We start from the raw sequence: 22557 nt of genomic DNA, 5'->3' as shown, positions 1-22557 counted from the left end.
TTCGTGGGTGGAGGGTGTGTGGGACAGGGCGCGGCTGCTGTCGGCGGCGTCGGTGCTGGAGCCGCCGGGCAGTGGTGAGGCGTGGAGTGGGATTTGGGGCGAGTTGGGTCCGCCGAGTGGGTTGGACGCTTCTCGGGCTGTGGAGGGTGAGTTTGGGGAGGTTTTTGAGGGTGTGGCGCGGGTGGTGTGGCTTCGGGCTGGTTGGGGCGAGGCCGCTGAGGTGGTGTTCAACAAGATCCTGGCTGGTTTGAGGGCTGAGCAGTCGGCCGCGGGGGGACCGTCACAGGCGCCAGAAGCGGGATCGTCACAGACGCAGGTGCAGGAGCAGGAACAGCCGCTGGGCGGCGCGTCCGTGTTACCGCCGGTAGACGACACATTGGTTTCGGAGGCACTGCGCGGGGACACCGCCGCCGTGGTCGACGAGGTCGTGAGCCAGTGGGGTCTGGCCGGCCAAGAGATGACGGTTTTCGTTCAGGGCCAGGAAGCCGAGTTCACTGCCGCCGACGACGGTAATCCGGGCACCCTTGAAGGCGATAGCGACGGTGGTGACGGGTTGCTGGGTGGTGGGTTTGGTGGTTCTGCGTTGCTGCACCGCCAGTCCGAGTCGGTCGAAGAGCCGTCCTCGCTAGGGGGCACCACGGCTGTTCGGGTGGAGTGGACGCCGCAGGGGTTGCTGGATGCGGCGGATGCGCTGGATGCGGCTCGGGCCCGTGACTTGTCGTTGTCGGCGGTGTCTGCGCTGCGGTGGGGTTCGGCGTTGGGTGAGGTGCGGCAGGTTTTCGCTGGCCGGGATTGGCTGGCTGAGGCTGGGCCGGCGTATCGGGATGCTGCGTTCAGGATTGTTGCGCATGTGCTGGCTGAAACGCCGGCGGCGATGTATTTGCCGGAGTTCGCCGGTGTTGATCTGAATTCCGTCGTGGATCTGTTGGGTGTTGTGGCCGCGCGGGTGCCGGCCTGGCCGGTGAGGTTCACGCCGGAGGGTTTGCGAACGGTGGCGGATCGTCTTGATGCGGCCGAGTCGGCGTTCCTTGAGGGGCAGCGGCGGCGGGGGACCGATCACGGGCATGTCGTGCGTCTGCAGCAGGCGCAGGCCGAGGTGGCTGACGTCCTTGGCGGGCTGACGGGGGCGCATCGCCTGGCTGGTCTGCATGAGGTGGCTCGGGGTGCTGTCGGCAGGATCGTCGCCTATGCACTGGCCGGTCGGCCGTTCGCGCTTGAGGTGCTCTACGCGACACCTCAGCTTCGTAATCTGGGCTGGGGTTCTGCGGAGCAGTTGGTGCAGGAAATCGCGGACAATGTGCGGCAGGTTCGGCAGTGGGGGGAGCTGGCGGGTGGAGTTGAGGCGTGGGAGTCGTTCTCTGGCGCGTTGGACCGTTTGCGGCTGAGGTCGCATCGCGTTCCGGAACTGGCGTCGTTGGGCATGGTCGGTGATGTCAGGGATCGGCTGACGGAACTCGCGCGGAGTGCGGAGGAGCCGTCCACGACCGAGTTTCTGGTGGTGCGGCGCCCGACTGGTGGGCGGGGCCAGGCGGTGCATGTGCGTGGATGGGAGGCGCTGAGTGGTGTGCTTCCGGATGCGCTCGGTGATCCCGGTTCCGGGTATTGGGTGTACGGGCTCGATGCTGGGGGGCGCCGGATCGACCCTGGGCAGGTTGCCACCGCGATGCCCGTGATGCCCGGGTGGACGGGTGCGGCGTTGGAGGCGCAGCTGACCCGGGTCCGCTCTGGCGAGGACGCATGGCTGGAGCAGCTCCGCCCGGCCGAGCAGGGGGCGTATGGCAACAGGCTGGGTATCGCGAACCGTCTGATCCGCGGGGAGCATTTCGGGTACATCAGCCCGGCGGCGGCGGCTTTCCGCGAGGAGTACCCCGGGGACTGGGGCAATCTTGTGGAGCTCGCCAAGCGAGCGAACGCGGGCTCGCAGCCGGCTCTGGCGTTGTTCAGGAGGACGCCCGAGCTGGCTGGGCTGGTGCATGAGAGCTCGTCACGGGTTCCTCTTCGTGGGTTGATGCCCGTGTTGACGCATGTCGTGCGGGACAGGTATCAGCGGGCGGCGAACGAGCCGGGTGATCAGAGTGGGCAGGAGCGTGTTCTTGCTTGGGATGCGCTGCCGGCCATCACGGTCGCCGGGCTGGAGGATGCGGCGAATCTTCTTGTTCGTGAGACTGACAGCGATCGCTGGGATGTGCTGGACGCGGCTCACCAGCTGACCGAGAGCGGTCGGGAGTTGAACGCTGAGTGGCTGAAACGTGGCCAAACCGCGGCGAAGGCCTTCTGGTCGGACGGAACGCCGGATACTGAGACATCGAAGACCTTGAAAAAGCTGCCGTCGGCGAAGCAGGACGCGGTCGAGGTCATCACTGCTCATGTGCTGGCGGGCAACCCGTTGGCTTTGCTGATGCTGGCGAAGACCGAGGCGTTCCGCGCCGCCGACTCCTGGGGGCCTGTGCCCCAAACGAGGTCCGCTCCATCAACTGCTGTCCATGTGATGAGGGTCTTCGCGACCTTGGTGTCTGCTGAGCCTGTGGTGTCCGGGCAAGAGGATTCCCGGGGTGGAGCGGCCGAACAGCGGGACGTGTTGCCGTTGAGCGCCGAGTGGCTGCTTCGTGCGGTGGATCAGCTTCGCACGGCCGAGCAAGATATTTCGGTACGGAAATGGCTGGATCGCGCCGAGCAGCTGCGGACGGCGAAGGTAATGGTGTGGGCCGCGTACGGCGAGTTGAGCGACGACGACCTGAGTGCTTTGAATGCGTTGGGGCCGGCGCAGCTCGCGGTCAACAGGCTCATCGCCGAGGCATTGGCGGGTGTGCCGGAAGCGCTACAGATCGTGCGGGATACGCCGCGGCTTGAAGAGCTCGGCTGGGACCCCGATGTGGAGCTCGATGGCGTCGCCGTTGCTTTGTCGGCGCTGGAAATCGTTGCGCGGAATTCGTCAGCCTCGCCGGAAAGCGCGCCCCCGGCGTCGATGGTGTTGCCGGTGCGGTCGCAGGGTGCTGTGCCGGCGGGTGCCGGGCGGGTCGGTACTCGGGACAGCGACGGTGATGGTGGCGCGCCGCAAGTGCTGCGTGACGCGCCGAGGCAACGCCTGAGGCGGGCGGTAGAGGAAGAGGGGGAAAGCTCGACCGGTCCTGTCCGCCGGGCCACCGTGCCCGACCCGGACGGTGACGTGCCGATGGGCGACTTCCCGACGTTCTCTGACGACGACGTCTTCGGGGGCTTCGGGGCCCCTGAAGGCTCCGTTTCCGGTGACTCGGAGGGTGTGCCGGGTGATAAGGGCAAGCGGGTTGTCGGGCGGGGGGTTGCTACTGCGCAGGCACCGGGTTCCGGGCGCGGGGAGTCGACGGCCGGTGCGGAACAAGGGCACGGCGCGGTGCAGTTGTCGTTCAAGGAGGCTCGCTTCGCGCCTGACGCGAAGCCGACGCCGGCGGAGAGGTTGCTGGCGACCTATAAGGCGAATCCGGGTCGCCCCATTCCTATGGGTACTCTGCAGCGAGTGGGGCGGCCGGAACGGCTAGACAATCCCATCCACCCTGACACGTTCGTGCACATTAACCAGGCGGTCCGAGAGCGTTTGGGTGGCGGAAGTTTCGAGGGGTCGAGCGGCTGGATTGTCACCGAGAATAAGCGTCGTAGCGAGATTTCTTATCTGTATGTGCCCAAGATGCCGGTGGCCGATATGCGAACGGGGCACCGGTTCACCGCGGTCGATTGGGGTAAATTATTAGACGCAGACGAGTTGAAGGTGCTGCTTTTCTTCGTGCGGGCGCCAGGACGTGAGCTCTTCCGTGCTGATGTTTTGAGTGAAATCTGGGATTCGAACTCCGGCGTCATGGCTGGTCAAGCTGATGAAAGAATCTCGAAAGTCAACAGGGTGTTGAGGCGGCACGGTGCCGGGGTCATTGTTTCGCACACGTCCGGAAGAAAGGGTGGCGGTGCGAGTTCGTGGTGGTATACGACGACCGGTGCGCCAGGGGATCGGCTGATTGATGCGTCCGTGATCGAAGATCTGGTGGAAAAGGTGTGGTCGCGCAAGCGTTCGCCGCGGGCTAAGGGCTTGTTGATGAAGACGCCTGACCGGTGGGGGTGGTTGGAGCGCGATGAGTTCGATGTGATGCGTGCGCTGAAAGCCCAGCCGGGTACGCGGTTGAAGTTTGATGTTTTCGCGTCCGAGTGGGTCACGAGTCGGATTAAGAAGCAGTTGAACGCGGTCCTGCAACCCGGTTCGGGTCGGGTTGACGGTGGCCACCAGCAGGGGATGGTGTTCGTTCCGGGTCAGGGTGGGGTGGAGCTGGAGGAGGCGGGGGATTCGTGGGTGGGAGGTGTGTGGTCCAGGGCGCGGGTGCTGTCGGCGGCGTCGGTGCTGGAGCCGCCGGGCAGTAGTGAGGCGTGGAGTGAGATTTGGGGCGAGTTGAGTTCGGTGAGCGGGGTTGGCGCCCTGCAGGCTTTGTCGGGCGAGGATGGGGCGGTCTATGAAGGGCTGGCGCGGGTGGTGCGGCTTCGGGCTGGTTGGGGCGAGGCCGCTGAGGTGGTGTTCGACGAGATCCTGACTGGTTTGGTGGCTGAGCAGGCGGCCGCGGCGGCACCGTCACAGGAACAGGAGCAGGAACAGGAGCAGACGGACGCGGACGCCCCGGGGAACGACGGTATGGCGTTGACGCGGCCTGTCGGGTCTGGTCCGGCTACGGCGGATGTGCGGCCGTTGGAGTTGACGCTTGGTGGGTTGGAGTCCCTGGCGCGTGCACTTGAGCGGCGCGAGGCGGAGCTGGACGTGGAGAACGCCCAGCGCCTTAACCGCGAGGGGTTGAGAACTGGCTCGAGTTGGAAGGCAGTCGTGGACAGGGGGCTGGTCCCGGCCGCTTTGAGCGGGGGGTCCAAGAAGGTTCTCCAGAGGGTTGCCCGGCATATCACGGCGAAGACGCCGTTGGCGGTGCAGGCGGTCAGGGACTCGGAGCTGGCGGGCCTGGTTAACGCCGAGGGTGAGAGCCGGATTCCGCTGGCGGGGTGGCTGGTGGTGCTGGCGCACGGGGCTGAGGGGTCAGGGAGTGTTGCCGGTGGTGTCGGGATGCCGGATGGGCGGTTGACGTTCGAGCGGTTGGAGGAGATTGCGCGGAAGCTTGGTGATGCGGCTGAGGTGGCGCATTGGGCTCTGCCGGCGACGGGCGAAGTGCTCGATGAGACGAAGCGGGAAGCTGCGGCAGAGCATCTGGTCAAAGCAACACTAGCGGTGCAAGAGGCGTCCGAGAACCTACAGGTGCGGGAGCGCTTGGGGCAGCTGAAGTCGCGCGAGCAGGAGGTTGTGAAGACGTTCGTCGCGCATGTGGTGGCGTTGAATCCGTTTGCGTTGCGGGTGATGGCGAAGACCGAGGCGTTCCGCGCCGCCGAGTCGTGGGGCAACACCGACGGCTGGCTCCTCGAACTTTCACATTTAAAAAAATCCAGGGAATTTGCCGAAACCTTGCTGAACCTGGTCGCCGGGGCTCTCCTGCAGGGGACGGTCCTGCCGGGATCCGCCGAAAGTCAGGAGGTAACGGATCGCTTGCCTGCGGGATTGCGGGAGGTGGTCAGCGCTCTGAACCAGGACGAGCTGAGCCACTTGCAGTCGGCTTTCAAGGCGGGGTGGTCGTCTGGGCCCAAGCGGCGGTCGGCTGGGTCCGAGCGGCGGTCGGCTTTGACCAAGGCGAAGCAGGAGGTGGCCAGGGCGCTGAGCCCGGAGGGCCGTCGGCTCTTGGGCGGCGGGGACCCGGTGGTTCAGAGCGCGATCATCAGGTTCGTCGCCGAGGCATCGGTGAGTGGTTCGTTGGCTCAGAAGATTGCGCTGCAAGCGGGCTTCGCCGCCACCGGTGACGTCAAGTCGTTGTTGGAAGCTGTTGTTTCGAGGGGTGTGGATTGGACGTCGCTGGCGGCGGGATCGTCACAGGTGCAGGAGCAGGCGCGGGCGGACGCGGACGCCTCGGGGAACGGCGGTATGGCGTCGTTGAGGGGGCCTGTCGGGTCTGGTCCGGCTATGGCGGATGTGCGGCCGTTGGAGTGGACGCCTGATGGGTTGAAGTCCCTGGCGCGTGCACTTGAGCGGCGCGAGGCGGTGCTGAAGTCGTCGTCGCTGTTGCTGTCGGAGAAGGACATGGAGAACGCCCGGGGGCTGAGCGAGGCGTCGTCGAAGCTTGGCTCGGCTTGGACGTCAGTCGTGGGCTGGGGGCTGGTCCCGGCCGCTTTGAGCGAGGTGTCCGAGGCGGTTATCAAGACGGTTGCCCGGCATATCGTGGCGAAGACGCCGTTGGCGGTGCAGGCGGTCGGGACATCGGAGCTGGCGGGCCTGGTTAACGCCGAGGGTGAGAGCCGGATTCCGCTGGCGGGGTGGCTGGCGGTGCTGGCGCACGTGGCTGAGGGGTCAGGGAGTGTTGCCGGTGGTGTCGGGACGCCGGATGGGCGGTTGACGTTCGAGCGGTTGGAGAAGGTGGCGTGGGAGCTTGGTGATGCGGCTGAGGTGGAGCGTTGGGCTCTGCCGCCGACGGGCGAAGTACACGACGAGACGAAGCGGGAAGCAGAGCATCTGGTCAAAGCCAAGCTTGCGGTGCTTGAGGCGTCCGAGAAGGAGGCGCGGGAGAGCTTGGGGAAGCTGGGGTGGCGCGAGCGGGAGGTTGTGAAGACGTTCGTCGCGCATGTGCTGGCGATGGATCCGGTGGCGTTGCGGGTGATGGCGAAGACCGAGGCGTTCCACGCCAAGGAGTCGTGGGGCGACACCGAGCACTGGGTTCCCAAACCGGGGAGTTCGCAACGTTTCAGAAATTCCAGGGATGTTGCGGCAACCTTGCTGAACCTGGTCGCCGGGGCTCTCTTGCAGGGGACGGTTCCGGGCGGGTCGTCGCAGATCCTGCAGCAGGGATCCGTCGACGGGCAGGAGGTTGCTCAGGAGTCGGAGGATCCCATCATGCCTGCGGGATTGCGGGCGGTGGTCAGCGCTATGGGCTGGGACGAGCTGCGCCCCTCGCAGTCGATGTTGAGGGCGCAGGTGCTCGCTGGGGACAGGCGCCAGTCGCGTTTGTCCGAGGGGCGGTCGGCTTTGTCCAAGCGGCGGTCGGATTTGGCCGAGGCGAAGCAGAAGGTGGCCGGGGCTTATGGCGAGCTGAGCCCGGTGGATCGTCAGGTCTTGGTCGGCCTGGACCCGGTGGCGCGGGGCGCGATCAACAGGTTCGTCGCCGAGGCATCGGTGAGTGGTTCGTTGGCTCAGAAGATTGCGCTGCAAACGGGCTTCGCCGCCGCCGGTGACGTCAAGTCGTTGTTGGAGGCTGTTGTTTCGGGGCGTGTGGATTGGACGTCGCTGGCGGAGGCCGCCGCAAAGGAGCTCGATGCGGCGTCGGAAAGCGGCAAGCGGTCGGGAGCGAGTGGGGTTCGGCGTAAGCGGCTGCCTGCTGCTGGGGAGCAGGTAGATCCTCAGAGGGATACTCCGGCGAAGCGGCCGCGTGTTGAGGATGCGGGGTCTGGTTCCGGTGCGGGGATCGGTCGATTGGTGTGGTCGCCGGAGCGTGTGGTGGCCTTGGTGGCTAGGTTGGCTGCGGTTGAAGGGTTTGTCGCGGAGCGTACGGCTGAGGCTGTGGCGTTGGCGCATGGACGGGTGGGCCCGGAGGTGGAGGGTGTTTTTGCCCTTCTGCCCGATGATGTTCGACAGGCGGTGGATCGGTTTGTGGGTTATGTGCTGGAGGGCCGGCGGTCTGCGTTGCAGGTGGTGAACCAGACGCCGCAGCTGTGGCGGGCTACTGGTTCTGCCGAGTCGTTGCTGGGAGCTGTGGCGGCGGGTTTGGCGTGGGGCGCGTTGGAGGGTGGGTCTGCGGCATGGGACGGGTTTGCGCGGGCGTTGGCTCGTCGGGGGGCGTCGTTTGATGGCGAGGTAATGCCGCGGTCGTTGAAGGTGATTCCGGAGGACCGGAATGTGCGGGAGGTGCTGGATGAGACGGTGATGCATGCAACGGAGGATCGGGTTGCTGCTGAGGCGCTGGTGGTGCGGTGGCCCGAGGGCGGTTTGGGGGGTGCTGCGGGAATTCGGGCGTGGCACGTGCCGGCGGTGGGGGAATTGCCGCCTGGTCTGAGTGATGCGGGTTTCCGGTACTCGGTGTTCGTGGTCGATAACCAGGGGCAGCAGCTTGAGCTGGTGGTCGATGACGCGCGCGGTGTTCTCAACAGGTTCGCTGACATGAACCAGTTGGAGGAGAGCCGACCTTGGCATTATGACGCTGCGCTCGCCGCGATTAGCCGGCTGTTGGAGATTGGCGAGTTCAGCGCCGCGTATATCGACGGTGCTGCTCGGATGATCGCGCGTGGGCTCGGGGTGCTTCGTCCCGATCTGGTGATGCCGTCTGATGCGCCGCCTGCGGTGGATCGTGGAGCCGGTCAGGACCCGTTGACGAGTGCACGCGAGATCTATGTGGCCGCAAGTAGTCTGAGGCCGCACTACAACCATCTGAAGGCCGCGCAGGGAATCGTCAGCGAAACCAACCTGTTTGACACCCCGGTTGATCCTGACTTTGTCGATCTCGACGGTGGCAGCCCGTACAACATGCTGTCCCGCCTCGTTGCCGAGCGGATCGCGAACAGTGACTGGGGCGAGAAGCGTCTGCGGGAGTTCGCGGTTGGTCTTGGCCACCATCTGGGCACGGTCAATCCGGCGTGGTGGGTGCAGTTCGAAGGGTTGGGCGGTAGCGGCCCTGATCAGGTTGGTCAGGAGACGCCAGCGGAGCCGGTGCAGTACGACCCGGAAGAACTTCGCGACTGGGAAAAGCAGCAGCTGTCCGGGGGTGGGCACGATTCGGCCGGGGCCGGCCCGTCCACTCAGCCGCCGCCGCGGCACACCGCACCCGATTACGTGGTGGGATCACGGCCCGGTCTGGAGCGGGAATTGCAGGACGTCGTGCGCGTAGTGCAGGATCGTTTCAAGATCCAGATTGGAACATTGCGCGGTGTTTCCGGCTGGGACGAGGTCGCGCAACGTCTGCAAGCGTCTGACAGTGTCCGAGCCGTCGGGGTGTTGTTCGACAGCTCGAACGGCGCGGCGTGGGGACTAGAGCGCGGTCAGACGGAGCTGCGGGCTTGGCGCGGCGGCCACAAGCAGCCCCTCTCGGAGGTTGCCGAAGTCGCGGAAGGCACCCTCCACCTGTTCGTGATCGACGGCAACTACAAGGTGTTGCACGGCACCACGGTGCCCGTGACGTACCTGTCGGTCCCGTCTGAGGAGCTGAAGCGCGGTGACGTCTGGGGCGGCGCGGCGGCGGTTGATAGTTTCACCGAGGCGACGGGACTGGATCCGGAGGTACAGCCGTTCCCGAACAAGGCACCGGCGTTGTTCCGGAGCCTGTGGGAGTTGGCGGAAACCGCGGACTCGTTTGACGCACTGGTGCTCCGGGAGGTGGGCGACGGCGGCGTCAGCGCGGCATGGCATCTGACCCGGCAGGCCGTGCTGGCTGGGGAGACCCCGCCCGAATTCGGCTCTGAGACACTGAACGAGCAGGTCAGGTACTTCGTTTACGTGGCTGCCGATGGCATGCGGATCGCCCACGACGTGGTGATCGATCCCGCGAAAGCCCCTGCGGTGCTGTCCCGGGATGTGCTGGACACGCGCATCGACGGCGGGCGGTTGGCGGCTGAGGGTTTCGAAGCGGCGACGGGCAAGTCTCTGGAGCTGCGGCTGCTCGGCGGTGATCCCCGTGAGGCGAGGGCGCGGCTGCGTGCGGCGGCCGTTGTTGCGGATCTTGCCGGGGTCGTGGTGGCGACGGCTCCAGTCGCCGGGACGGCGTGGGTGCTGACCCGGGAGCAGGTGACGCGTGAGGAATTCGGTCCGGAGTTCTCACGGAGCGGGGTTGACTACTACGCCCACGCGGTCGACAGCGCGGGCGAGACGATCGACCTCGACCTGGACCAGCTGTCGCGCACGGCGCAGGCCGAATACGCTCCGCTGACCTGGACGTCGGAGGGAATGCGTCAAGCGGCACAACACCTTCCGATGCTTGGGGAATCACGGGACGACGACCAGCGGCACAGCGAGATCCGGTCGAAGGTGGAGCATGCCCACAGCGCCTTGCGCGCGGAGTCGCGGGCCTTCCTGGCCGCGCTGGACGAGCCGGACCGGGACGCCATCACCGCGATCGTCACCGCCGTGCTCTACGGCACCAAGGCGGCGGCGACGATGCTGGTGGCGACACCGGAACTTTCGAACTCCTCTTGGCGGTCCGCCACCAGCTTGCTGGACGCTTTCGCGACGCACCTGCGGACGAATCGGCCTGCTGGTTTTGGTGAGATCGCCCCGCGGCTGACGGTTGCTCCCTCTACTACTGGGGCGGCGCTTGTTGGGGAGGAGTCAGCAGATACGGCGTTGCCGATCACTGGTCGGCAGCTGGTGGAGAACGTGGATGGGTGGAGTGAGGCGCGGGAGGCATTCCGGGGGGCGCTGGGTGCGCGTGGGTTGCAGGGTGTGGCACCGGCACCGGCGCCGGTTCTGGTGGAGGGTGATGTTCAGGGTCGTCTGGAGAGTTTCGCAGAGGGGGATGTTTTTGCTCAGGCGCTGGTGGTGCGGCTGCCGCGGTCCGGGGGGCGTGGGCAGGCTTGGCGTGTGACTGTTGTGGAAGTGCGAATGTGGGTGGAGTTCGACGATTTCCCTGATGGTTTTGCGGATGGTTTCTCTGATTACTACGTGTATGCGGTTGATGATCAGGGGCGTGTGGTTTTTGGCGGGTCGTCGGGTGTGGGACCGGAGGAATCGGTCGGGAGTGGTGTTGGTGATGGGGTGGAGTCTGGGGTTCATCCCGATTTCGCCGTTGATGGGATGGCTACCGAACAGGCCAGCGTAGGGCTGAAGGACCAGCGGGACGAGTCGCTCAGCGGCGACGAGCTGGGGAATCGGTCTCCGGACGGGCTGAGTACCGTGCAGGAGCAGGAGTTTCCCGGGCTGCCGGACGGTTCCTGGCCCGAGGTGGAGGCGGCGGCACTCGCCGGGCGGGAATCAGCAGATGCGGCGGCGTCGCCTGGGCCGCTGGCGGTTGATGGGGTGATTTCCGGTCGGGTGTTGGTGGAGGACGTGGTTGGGGGGCGTGAGGCGCGGCGGGATTTCCAGGATGCGCTGCGTAAGCGGAGAATCGAGGTCGTGGAGCCGGAGCCGATTCAGTTTAGTTCTGACGCCGGTGATGCTCGGGTTTTCCTGGATGATTTGGCTAATGGTGATGCTGGTGAGCATGGTTATCGTGGTGAGACGTTTGCTGAGGCGGTGGTGGTGCGGCTGCCGAAATCCGGGGGGAGCGGAAAGGTTGGGCGGGCTTGGCATGTGACTGGTACGAACGTGAAATTGTTGGAGTTCCCTGAGGATTTTGCGGATAGTTCCTCTGATTACTTCTTGTACGCGGTTGATTACCTGGGGGAAACCGTTATTGGCGGGTCGACGGGTATTCCTCCTGTGGAGGAATCGGTCGGGACTGGTGATGATGATCATACTACCGAACAGCCGGACGAGTCGCTGAGCGGCGACGAGCCAGGGAATCGGTCTCCGGACGGGCTGACCTCGACGCTCGAGGGTCTGCGTCAGGCGGCGCTGGATCCGGATGCGGCGGCACCCGCGGGGCAGGAATCAGCAGACGTGGCGGCGCCGCCTGTGCCGGTGGCGGTTGATGGGGTGATTTCCGGTCGGTGGTTGGTCGAGAACGTGGAGGGGCGTGAGGCGCTGGAGGCTTTCCAGGGGGCGCTGGGTGCGCGTGGGTTGCAGGGTGTGGAGCCGGAGCGGGTTCTGTTGAGGTCTGTTGCCGGTGATGTTCGGGGTCGTCTGGAGAGTTTGGTGGAGGGTGTTGGTGGTTTTGTTGAGGCGCTGGTGGTGCGGCTGCCGCGGTCCGGGGGGGCTGGGCAGGCTTGGCGTGTGACTGATGTGGACGTGTCGGGTTGGGAGCTGTGGGGACCTGAGGGTTTTGCGGATGGTTTCTCTGATTACTACGTGTATGCGGTTGATGATCAGGGGCGTGTGGTTTTTGGCGGGTCGTCGAGTGTGGGACCGGAGGAATCGGTCGGGAGCGGTGTTGGTGATGGGGTGGAGTCTGGGGTTCATCATCCCGGTTTCCCGGCCGATGGGATGGTTACCGAACGGGCCCGCCGGATCCGGCGTCTACGGCGTTCCTGGCACCGCGGTTACGATCGGGTCCTCCGCCTGTTCCGCCGCATTCGGCATGGATCTCCGCTGGCGTGGTCGCAGGGAATCGTGCCGGAGGATGAATTGGTCAGGGACGGTGATGATGTCGCGTCAGGCCCGACCCTGCCGTGGGAGACGCTGGACGATCTGCCTGATGTGATCGACAACGAAACGTTGGCGCGCCTGATACCGGGTGGTGAGAAGGCGAGTTCGGATTTCTTGTCGGCGACGCAGATTTCTCCCGTCGAACCTCGTCGCTACGTCCATGACGTTTTAGTTGCCGGGTCGACATTGCTGGCGATGGCAGATTTCGGGGTGCCGTTCGCTCATGCCGTAGTGGTCAAGGTGTGGCCGACGGGTGAGGAGTCTGGCCTGGCCGCGCAGGCGTGGTATGTGACGGGGCAGGAGTTTGCGAGCGGGGGCTTCCCGGCTGGCTTCGATAGCGGACCTGACGACCGCTACTTCATCTTCGCGGCCGATGCCCAGTTGGAGGCCATTCCGCACGACGTCGTGACTGACGGGCTGACCTCGACGCTCGAGGGTCTGCGTCAGGCGGCGCTGGATCCGGGTGCGGTGATGGAGTTGCTGGTGCGGTCGCAGGGAATCGTGCCGGAGGATGAATTGGTCAGGGACGGTGATGATGTCGCGTCAGGCCCGACCCTGCCGTGGGAGACGCTGGACGATCTGCCTGATGTGATCGACAACGAAACGTTGGCGCGCCTGATACCGGGTGGTGAGAAGGCGAGTTCGGATTTCTTGTCGGCGACGCAGATTTCTCCCGTCGAACCTCGTCGCTACGTCCATGACGTTTTAGTTGCCGGGTCGACATTGCTGGCGATGGCAGATTTCGGGGTGCCGTTCGCTCATGCCGTTGTGGTCAAGGTGTGGCCGACGGGTGAGGAGTCTGGCCTGGCCGCGCAGGCGTGGTATGTGACGAAGGAGGAGTTGGTGAGCCGGGGCTTCCCGGCTGGCTTCGATAGCGGACCTGGCCACTACTACATGTTCGCGGCCGATGCCCAGTTGGAGGCCATTCCGCATGACGTCGTGATCAATCCCTACAAGGTGCCGCGCGCTGCGGATGTTCCCGATGGGCAGTCCCCGCGGCCGCAGACACCGAGCCAGCAGCACGAGGAGCAGCAGGCTGATTCGGATTCGGTTGACGGGCTGACCTGGACGCTCGACGACTTGGCCGCAGCGGCGAAGCGGCTTCGCAACGCCGAGATTGAGCGCCTGTCGCCGCAGGAGCGAGCCAGTGCCGAGAGCCGCCTCGAACAGGCGATGAAACAGGTGGAAAACGCCAGCGCCAGCCCGACGCTGACCAGGCAGCAGAAGATCTTCCTGATAGGCCTGGAGCCTCACCCCGAGCCCGGTCGAGATGGCCGAGACGATGAGGCACCGGAGTACGTCGAGGCCATCAGGACGATCATCGCTCTCGCGTTGATCGGCAGTCCGGCGACGACGGAAGCGTTCGCGAGGACGGCGGCGTTGAAGTTTGCCGAGCCCCAGGCTGACGTGTTGCTGGAGATCTTCGTGCAGCAACTGCTGGATCATCGGCCGGGATCGTCGGTGTCGGCTGCGCCGGAGCCGGGATCGGAGACTGCCAGGCAGTCGGACGAGGTGAGCTTGCCGCCGGTTGAGCCGTTGACGGAGTGGCCCGCGCTGGAATCGCTCGGCGCGCGGGGCAGGTTCTCGGACAACGACGGATCTTCCGTGGCGTTCGATGACACCGCTGCCGGCGATCGGATGATCGAGCACGAGGATCCCGGCCAGGAATCGCGTGCGGACGCGGCGGGCGTCGCTGGTGGTGAGGTGATCACCCGGCAGCAGCTGAGGGACAACGTGGTCGATGGACCCAAGGCGCGGGAGAACTTCCAGCAGGCGCTGACGAATAAAGGCCTGCCGGACGCTGAACCGGAGCCGGCCTTCTTCAGCGACGATGCGAATATCGCCAAGGCTTTGCTGGCGGCTTTGGCCAATGCCGGTGCGTTCGTCGAGGCGGTGGTGGTGCGGCTGCCGAAGACCGGGGCGTCCGAGTTGGACGGGCAGGCATGGCATCTGAGCGTCGAGCAGGTGCGGCACTCGAAATTCCCGGACAACTTCGAGGACTCTGACTCCAGGTACTTCCTGTATGCGGTAGGCGACGACGGTAGTGCGGTCACCGGCGATTTCCCGATCCGCAGCCTTGAAGGCGATCCTGGGGCGGGGTCGTCGTCCGGGCCTCGTGTCGGTGGCCCGAGGCCGGAAGAGGCCACGGGTGAAGCGGGGGGGAGCTCGGCCAGTCGCGTCCCCGACGGGTGGGTCGGCGCGCGGGACAACTCTTTGGACAACGACGGAACACCCATGGAGGTCGATGAAGCGGCGCCCACTGAAGTACTGGTAGAGCCCGATTCCGGGTCGATGAGTGCGCAGGACGCGGAATGGGTCCGTCGGATGTTCGCGGGTTTGGAGCGCCGGGCCGCGGATGCTTTCGCGCGCGGGGAGGTCAGTGACCATCCGACGCGCGGTCCCCGGCTGTTCGGGAACACCCGGATTCGGTCGGTTCCGTTGGCGTTGGACGTCGATCTGATGGAGTTGCCGCTGCGCCAGGTGTGGGGATTGTTGAAGCGCGCTGACATGATTCGTTCGGAGTTGCCGGACGAACCGTTCACGCCGGAAGCCCTCGACGAGGCTGGGCGGGACGTCGTCATCTTGGAGTCGAACTGGACAGCGGCTGACCGTCAGATCCTGCAGGAGCTTCCGGAGCAGTTCCGAACCGGTTTTCGGCTGCCCGCCAAGCGGGAGATCGCGATGGCGCGGTCGGCGATCTGGCTGGGTGGCCCACTGGACGGTTCGCCGCGGACGGCGAAGTTCATCGATGGCTTGGCGGCGACACGACGCAATTTCAAGGGCCCGATGGTCCTCTTCACCGACGTTCCGCGGGCGGATATCACCCAGGCGTTGAATGGGCTCGCGCTGCGAGGCGATCGGCTCGACAGTGTGCGGCGGATGGTGCTGATCGCCGGGCAGCTTGGTATGTGGGTGGTCAATATCGACGAGCTTCCGCTGGCGAAGGTGTCCGCGCCGGTGGTCGAGCGGGTTCTGATGGACCGGACGAAGAGCAGCCCGTACGGCTATGTCCAGGCCAGCGATGCGTTGAGATGGCTGCTGAGCTTCGCGCTCGGCAACCTCTACCTCGACGGCGACGCCGTCCTCGATCGGCCCCAGGTGTTCCAGCAGGTGCTTGTCTCGGATGTCGGCTACCGCTTGCTGGAAAGGCAAGACGTAGAGCGGGAGGACACCGGTGGGTTCGTCAGCAACGACGCGATCCTCATGTCCAGGGGGCACCCCAAGGCACTGGGTTATCTGGGTACATATGCTCGTGCCGGAGAGCTGACACAAATCGACCTGTTCGGGGATCGGCTCTACAACCGGCCGGCCGAATTATTCGACGAGAATCCCAAAGGGATTTTCTTCCTTGATCATAGTTCGGTCATGGACAGAACGGGTCCGGGCTTGCTGGCGAATGTCCGGCGGAATACTGGCAAGTTCCATCTGCTTCCGGGCGTGAGCGGAAGTAATGCCAGTTCGTGGTTGGCCGCGGTCGTCCCGTCAGCGGAACCGAAGATTGCTCAGGAAGATCATGCGAGGTCGGAGGAGTTGGTGGCCAAGGTCGCCGACGTCCTGATCTTGTATCTTTACAACCGGCCGCACGACATGTTCTACCCGGCGGTCAGGAATCTGCTGAGCCGGCATGAGAACCCTCAATTGGTGTTGCAGGCCGCGAGTACCTTCATCGCGAGTGTTCCGGCGTTTCGTTCCCGGGCCGCGTCGGTGACCAACGCGGAGTTCCGCAATCGCGAGTGGCAGCACGTCGCGACGACGGCCACGCTGGAGGAACTGTTCACTGTGACCGGTGGTGACGCGCTGACGTGGCGTGGCTACCTGAGTGGGCCGGCGCAGCTGAAGCGTCCGCCGGCGGAGCTGCTGCCGGAAGGACTCATCACGGCGGGCGGGTGGCGAAACGCCCTGACGCCGGTCGCCTCGGTACAGGAGAACAGCCTGATGGCCTCGCTCGTACGCTGGCGAGTGGCCGGCGAGGCGGGGCACTGGTGGAACTACGGCATCCCGGGAATGGGAACGGCGCTGCTAACCCACCTTGATGTGCACTGGCGTATGCACTGGGCTCAGATGAAAATCGAGCTCGACTTCACCGACGCGAGGGACATCATCGAGTCTGTCGACTTCGAGTGGGTACCTGGCGGGGTGGACACGCTCATCCTGATGTTTTCCGGAAAGACTCACGTGACGGCGGTCGTCGCCGGCAAGAAGGACGGCGAGTGGTCCCGTGCCTGGAACGTGGTGTCGTCACCCCAGAATGGTCGCCCCGTCCTCGTTGACGCGCTCGTTGACATGGCGAACTTGGCGGATGGGACACCGATACTGGGCGAGTTGCACCCCACTCTGTCCGAATATGACGAGTTGTACGCCTCCGCGGTCAACGTCGATGGCACTCCCCTCACGGTGGCGAACGCCGGGGGGCAAGCGGACGCGAACGCCGGGAGGCCGCGATGGGATCGGAACCTGGCCCTTGGCATGGCCGCGCACCTGAAGTCGCTGGAGTCTCGGACCGGGGCCGACACGGACGCCCGGCGCGCAGCTCAGGCGGATCGGCTCCGTGCGGCGTATCAGCGGTTCGACAAGCGTCCGGCGGACGACGATCAGGTCCTGGCCGCGACAAGGAGGTTGTTGAGCGGTTTCGGCCTGGAAGAGGCCGTCGAAGTGATCACGCTGCACGCCTGGCGGGGAGCCGAAGCGGTGAGACGGCTGCTGCCGTCCGACTTGCCGAGCGATCTGAACGAGTTCGTGCCCGTGGTGGCGAAGATCATCGCGTTGGACGTGGCCGGGTCGATGGAGTCGCCGCCGCTGGATCACCTGCGCGAGGATGCCTCCGCTGAGGAGATCAAGCTCACCGTCCGGCGGCGAGTAGGCCAGTACCTGACCAGCCTGTATGAGGCTGCTGCGGGGTTCACGAACCTCGACGACATTACCGACGAGCAGGTGCGCGAGGACCGCACGCGGCAACTGGAGCACGCCAGGCGTGCGGTGGCTTTGATCGATGGCGCGGCCCTGCGTGAGCGTGGTCTGACGGCGGAGCAGCTCGCGTTGATCGTCGCGCAAGACCTTGACCCGCTCGATGAGGTCTCGTCCGCCAACACGGTGGCGCGGAAGATCGCGGGGCGCCTGGGTATCGCGATCGCGGAGCCTGGCAATCAGCCGGCACACGTGGTGAGCGCGAACGTCCCGGCAGGCGCGGTGCCCGCTGGAGGTGCGGTCGGCCTGAATCGGCCGGGCGGCGGCTGGACTGCCGAGGGCGTCGTGTCTCGGGCGTCGTGGATGTGGATGGGGTGGCCGTACTCCGGCGATGCCGTGCATTCGGAGCCCTCGCGCCGCATCAAGGACACCGTGAAGAAGCTGGTGCAGGATGCGGCGCCGGGTGTTCTTGGTGGTCGGGAGTTCATCGACGGCAGCCTGGGCAAGGCCGCTGTGGTACTCGCCGCGCATGAGCTGTGGGATCCCAGCCGCCGCTCGCGCGGCTGGGAGGTCGCGGTGTCCGATGCGGCTGATCTGATCCGGGAGATCATCACGGACCTTGCGGGTGTGCCCAACCCCCGGGAGGTGAGCCTCGAGAGCTTCGAGAGCCGGGACGAGGCACATGCGTGGGTCGACATCAACGCCGAACACATGCGGCAGATCGGCTCGTTGTTGCACATCCCCGGTGCGTTGTGGCGCCACCCGGACTACGACATGTTGTGCGTGTATGCCTGGGGGGCCTTGTACAACTCGATGAAGACGGGTGAGCCGTTCCGGTTCGATCCGACGGGCGATCTGTCCAGGCGGCTACTGCTGTCCGATGTCGCGCGTGAGCTCGGGGTGGGCGACTTCACCGAATACGACGGCGGGCGGAACAGCCTTATTGATGTTGGTCGTGAGCTGCCTGAACGCGGCGTTGGCGTGGCTATGTGGACGGTCAATGGGAATCAGTACCACCTGGTGGGGGTCTGGCGGAATTCCCGCGGGCAGGTGTGGGTGCTCGATGCGTCCACGGGGTTGCCCGCCGCATTGCCCGGCGGGACCTACTACTTCGGTGTTGTCGACGCGAGCAAGCTGGATGGAGGGCTCATCCGGTTGCCCGGTCTCAAGCCCGGCAGTGACGACGGGCGCGACGCGCAGCGGCGCATCACCGAGATCGTGGAGCCCGGGCTGCGCCGGGACCGGATGTCCGCCTATCCGGCGGTGGATCGTGCGACGTTGGAGGAGTTCGCCCAGGGTGACGGCGCGATCGGTGAGTTCCGTGCCGATACGGGTCGTGATCCCCGGCCGAGGGTGATCGCCGCCAGTGACGACGTGTGGGGAGTCTTCACGCGGCTGGCGAGGCAGCCGAATGTCGATCGGGTGTTCCTGCTCGAAGGAACGCGGGGTGGTCTGCGGACGTGGCGGCTGACCGGTGACGATTTGCGTACGAGGAATGTGCCGGACGGCTTGGGCAGCGACGACGCCGTCTACTTCGTTGACGTGGCCGATGTCGATGGAAATCTGATCGAGGTCGGTTCGAAGCCGAAGGCCGCCCTGGTGGAAGAGTCGGCTGGGGTTGTGCGTGAGCTGGGGCGGCTCACGGACCTGATGTACTTCGTCGACGACGTCCGCGGTGCCCGCCGGGCGGTCGCGGAGCGGTTCGGTGGGGCGTGGGAGCTGGCGCGGGTGGTAAGCGAGTTGCTGCCGTCCAGCAACGAGCCCGGGTCTGATGTTGTGGTGCACCGTCAGTTGCGTCGGCTGGGGGACGTGGTGCGGTTCCTCGACGCCAGCACCTCCGGCGCGCTGGTGGGCTACGTGGGTGGGATCGACGCTGCCGTCAAGGTGACCGGCGCGGCCCCGGAGACGGTGTTTGGCTGGGTGAGGGGTGGCGTCCCCGAGACCGGAGATGCTGGGCGGCTGCGGCTGGCCGCGCTCGAGAAGGTGGTCAAGACCTTCGGCGGGTCGGCGAACATCCAGCGGGTGGACCAGCGGCTGGCGGACCTGACCACTCAGCAGCGCAGGCAGTTCGACCTGCCTGGGGATGTCGCCAGGTTCAGTGATGTGCTGGCGGTGTTCGCACGAACTCCGGCGAGTGACCGGGTGCGGTTCGTCGACGATCTCGCACGCGTTCTGGGCCTCGTCGAGTCGTCGTCCGGGGAACAGCGTGGTGGCTTTGTGGGTGGCCGCGAGCGAACGGAGCGTTTGGAGCGGACCAATGCCCCGGCCGAGGCCGGCGGCGGGTGGGTCGGTGCGCGGGACGAGTCCTTGGACGACGACGGATCCCTCGCGGAGGGCGACTGGGCCGGCGTGGGGGATCCGGTCGATGTGCTGATGGGGGAGTTGGATCCGTTCGCGGAGAACGAGCAGAACGCGTCTTCGGTTCGGTTGACGCCTGAGGTGCTGCGTGACGCGGCGGACAGGCTTCGGGCGGCCGAGCCGCCGCGGCCGCCGCGGACGGACGCGGACAAGCAGGTTTCCGCTGCCCTGCGCGAGGCGTCAAAGGAGGTCACGGACATCGGGGCGCTTCGGGAGCTGGCGCATTCGGGGAACGTTTTCCGGGCCAAGTACCCGAGGACGTGGGAAAGTGTCAGGCTGGTCGTCGTCCATGCGGCGGCGGGTACGGACGCGGCGCTGCAGCTGCTCACGGAGTGGGGCCTTGAGTTCGAGGGGCAGCGACGGAGTCGGGATGATGTCGCGACGTTGCTGGCTGACTTGATGCGGCGTATGCGCGAGTTCCCCCCAGGCCCCGAAGATAAGCTCACGAAGGATCAGCGGAGGCTCGTCCCGTACCTCGCCGAAGGCATGAGCGAGGCGCAGATCGCAGACCGACTGCGGTGGTCGGGGAGTCGTTTTGACGACGAGCTCGAGGGTCTGAGGAAGGATCTGGGCCTCGAAAGCCGTGCCCAGGTCGTCAAGTGGGCATACGACCAGAGGTCGTCGGCGGGTAGCGGGCGGCTGGATTTCACGTCGGAGTCGTTGCGCAGGGCAAGGATCATGCTGCTGGCGGCCGAGCCGAGGCCGGCGCGGTCGGAGGCGGAGCGGCAGATCCTCGATGATCTGAACAAGGCGTCAAAGGCGGTCAAGGATGCCTATGACGGCAGGGAACCGGCGCGGCGGGTGGACGAGGGTACGTGGGCCGATATCTCGGTGCTCGCCCGCCATGCGTTGGCGGGCACGCCGGAGGCGCTGGAGCTGATCAATGGGTCGGAGCTGGCACATTTGGTGGTCAGCACGGTATTCGAAGACCACACGGTCAAGGGGAGGATCGCGGTCTCCGCTGCCGGGCTGGTTGACCAAGTGGTGCGTCGTGCGCAGGCTGAGGCGGATTCCGGCGGCTCTGGCGATAACGCCGGCGAGGTGAAGGGTAAGGGTAAGGGCAGGGGTTCCGAGGAGATTTTGGGGGTTGCGTTAGCAGCCGAGTTTCGGGCTCATCCGAATGTGCTGTGGGGGTGGGAAAAGTGGTTGGGCGAGGTTCGTGACGCTGTCGAAAAGGATGGTGTTAAGTCGCGGGCGTCGAGCGAGAAATCGTTCGGGAGTTATCTGTCTATTGCGCGGAAGATTCTTGGTTCGGGTTCGGGTTCGGGTTCGGGTGCGGCGGGGTGGGTTGTGGCCACGTCTGGGAAGTACATGTTCATTCCGGATGCTGCGGTATCGGATGCTGCGGTAGCGGATGGTGAGAGGTCGGCAGGGGATCGAAAGCGCTTGAACTGGGGCACTGTGCTGGAAGAGCGTGGGGTCAAGTTGTTGGCGGAGTTCGCCAAGAGGCCTCGGCGTTTCATTCCGACGGCGGAGGTCGGGGGGCAGTACAGTGGAAAAACTTTGATGCAAAGGGTCTCTCAGATCAATGGGTTGTTGCGGGCGAATAGTGCGGGTCATATCTTTGGTGTCAATGACGACGTGCGAGGTAAGGGGTTCATATATACGTCTGGCGAGGAGGGGGATCGGTTGTTGTCGAGGGACGAGATCCCGGACGCCGATCGCAAACAGTTGCATCCTAAACGCCGGCGGTATGGGTGGGAGCTGCTGGTGGGTGACAAGTGGCGGGTGTGGTTGAGTGACGATGCGGGGAAGTTGTTGTCGGCCCTGCAAAAGGGCGTGCCGCGGCGGGTGGACGATTCGTCGAAGCAGGCATTGGACGAGCTGTACTTGGTCGGCGTCGATACAGGGGTGGGGAACCTGGTGGTCGCGTCTGTTGGCGGGAATCTGGAGCTGGAGCAGGCCGGGCATGCGGCGACGCTGACCAAGTTGGATGACCCGGAGCTCGGTGAAATGAACTACCGCGGGCAGCAGGAGGCGCGGAACAAGCGGGGGCTGGAGGCGCCGGAGGGGTCGCGCTCCGTCAAGCGGCAACGGCGTGCCGCGGAGAGCCCGGTGCGGTTGGAGTCGTTCAATCGGGTTCTCTTCGCGCCTGACGCGACCCCAGACGAGAGGTTGGAGGCGTTCTATCGGGCGAATCAGAGTCGCCCCATACCTAGGCGCATTCTGCTGGAGGGGGCGAGGCTGACAGATAAAATGTTCAACCCCCAGAACGCTGTGGTCCAAAAGCGTTTGGATGGCGAGGGGATCGATGCGGGGGGCTGGATTGTCGCCGAGCAACGTGGTGACGAGAACGCTTTTCTGTTTGTGCCCAAGATGTCGGTGGACGATATCCGTGGTCGAACGGGGCACCGGTTTACCGCGGTCGACTGGGGGAAATTATTAACACCACGCTTGTTGGAGATGCTGCATTTATTCGCGCAGGAGCGGGGGCAGGAGGTCTCTCGTACTAAGCTTCGGGAGAGTTTCTGGGGTCAGAACTCCGACGATGAAACAGAGCGGGCTGTTGATGAAAGAATCCGGGACCTCAACAAAGTGTTGAGGCTGCACGGTGCCGGGATCATCGTTTCGCACGGGTCCAGCAAAAAGGGTGGCGGTGCGAGATCGTTGCGGTATACGACGACCGGTGCGGAAGGGGATCGGCTGGTTGATCCGTCCACGATCGAAGATCTGATGACTAGGGTGCGGCCGCGCGGGGATTCCCCGCGGGCTGCGGGTTTGTTGATGAAGACGTCTGGGTGGTGGGGGTGGTTGATGCGCGATGAGTTCGATGTGATGCGTGAGCTGATGGCGGCTCAGCGGGGTACGTTGGTGAAGCCTGATGTTTTCGAAAAGCCCTGGGGCAAGCTCCGGCTAAAGCGACTGGAGCGGATCAGGGATCAGTTGAACGCGGTCCTGAAAGCCCGGCCCGATCCGGAGGTGCCTGGAGGGGAATCGGTGGGTTCGGGTCGGGTTGAGTTTGACCGCAAGGAGGGGATGAGGTTCGTTCCGGGTGAGGGTGTGGTGGAGCTGGAGGAGGCGGGGGATTCGTGGGT

Annotated in this window: 1 protein-coding gene; it reads left to right on the top strand. The window is 65.3% G+C overall.

Annotation, left to right across the window (positions count from 1 at the left end):
• Nucleotides 1–223 precede the first annotated feature (223 nt).
• On the top strand, nucleotides 224–22557 hold a 22334-nt coding region (locus tag E1288_RS42130; RefSeq protein WP_132494339.1), incomplete at its 3' end, for a helix-turn-helix domain-containing protein.

This window comes from Saccharopolyspora elongata (assembly GCF_004348985.1).
GTDB classification, from domain to species: Bacteria; Actinomycetota; Actinomycetes; order Mycobacteriales; family Pseudonocardiaceae; genus Saccharopolyspora; species Saccharopolyspora elongata.
This window is presented reverse-complemented; position numbering and strand designations above follow the sequence as displayed.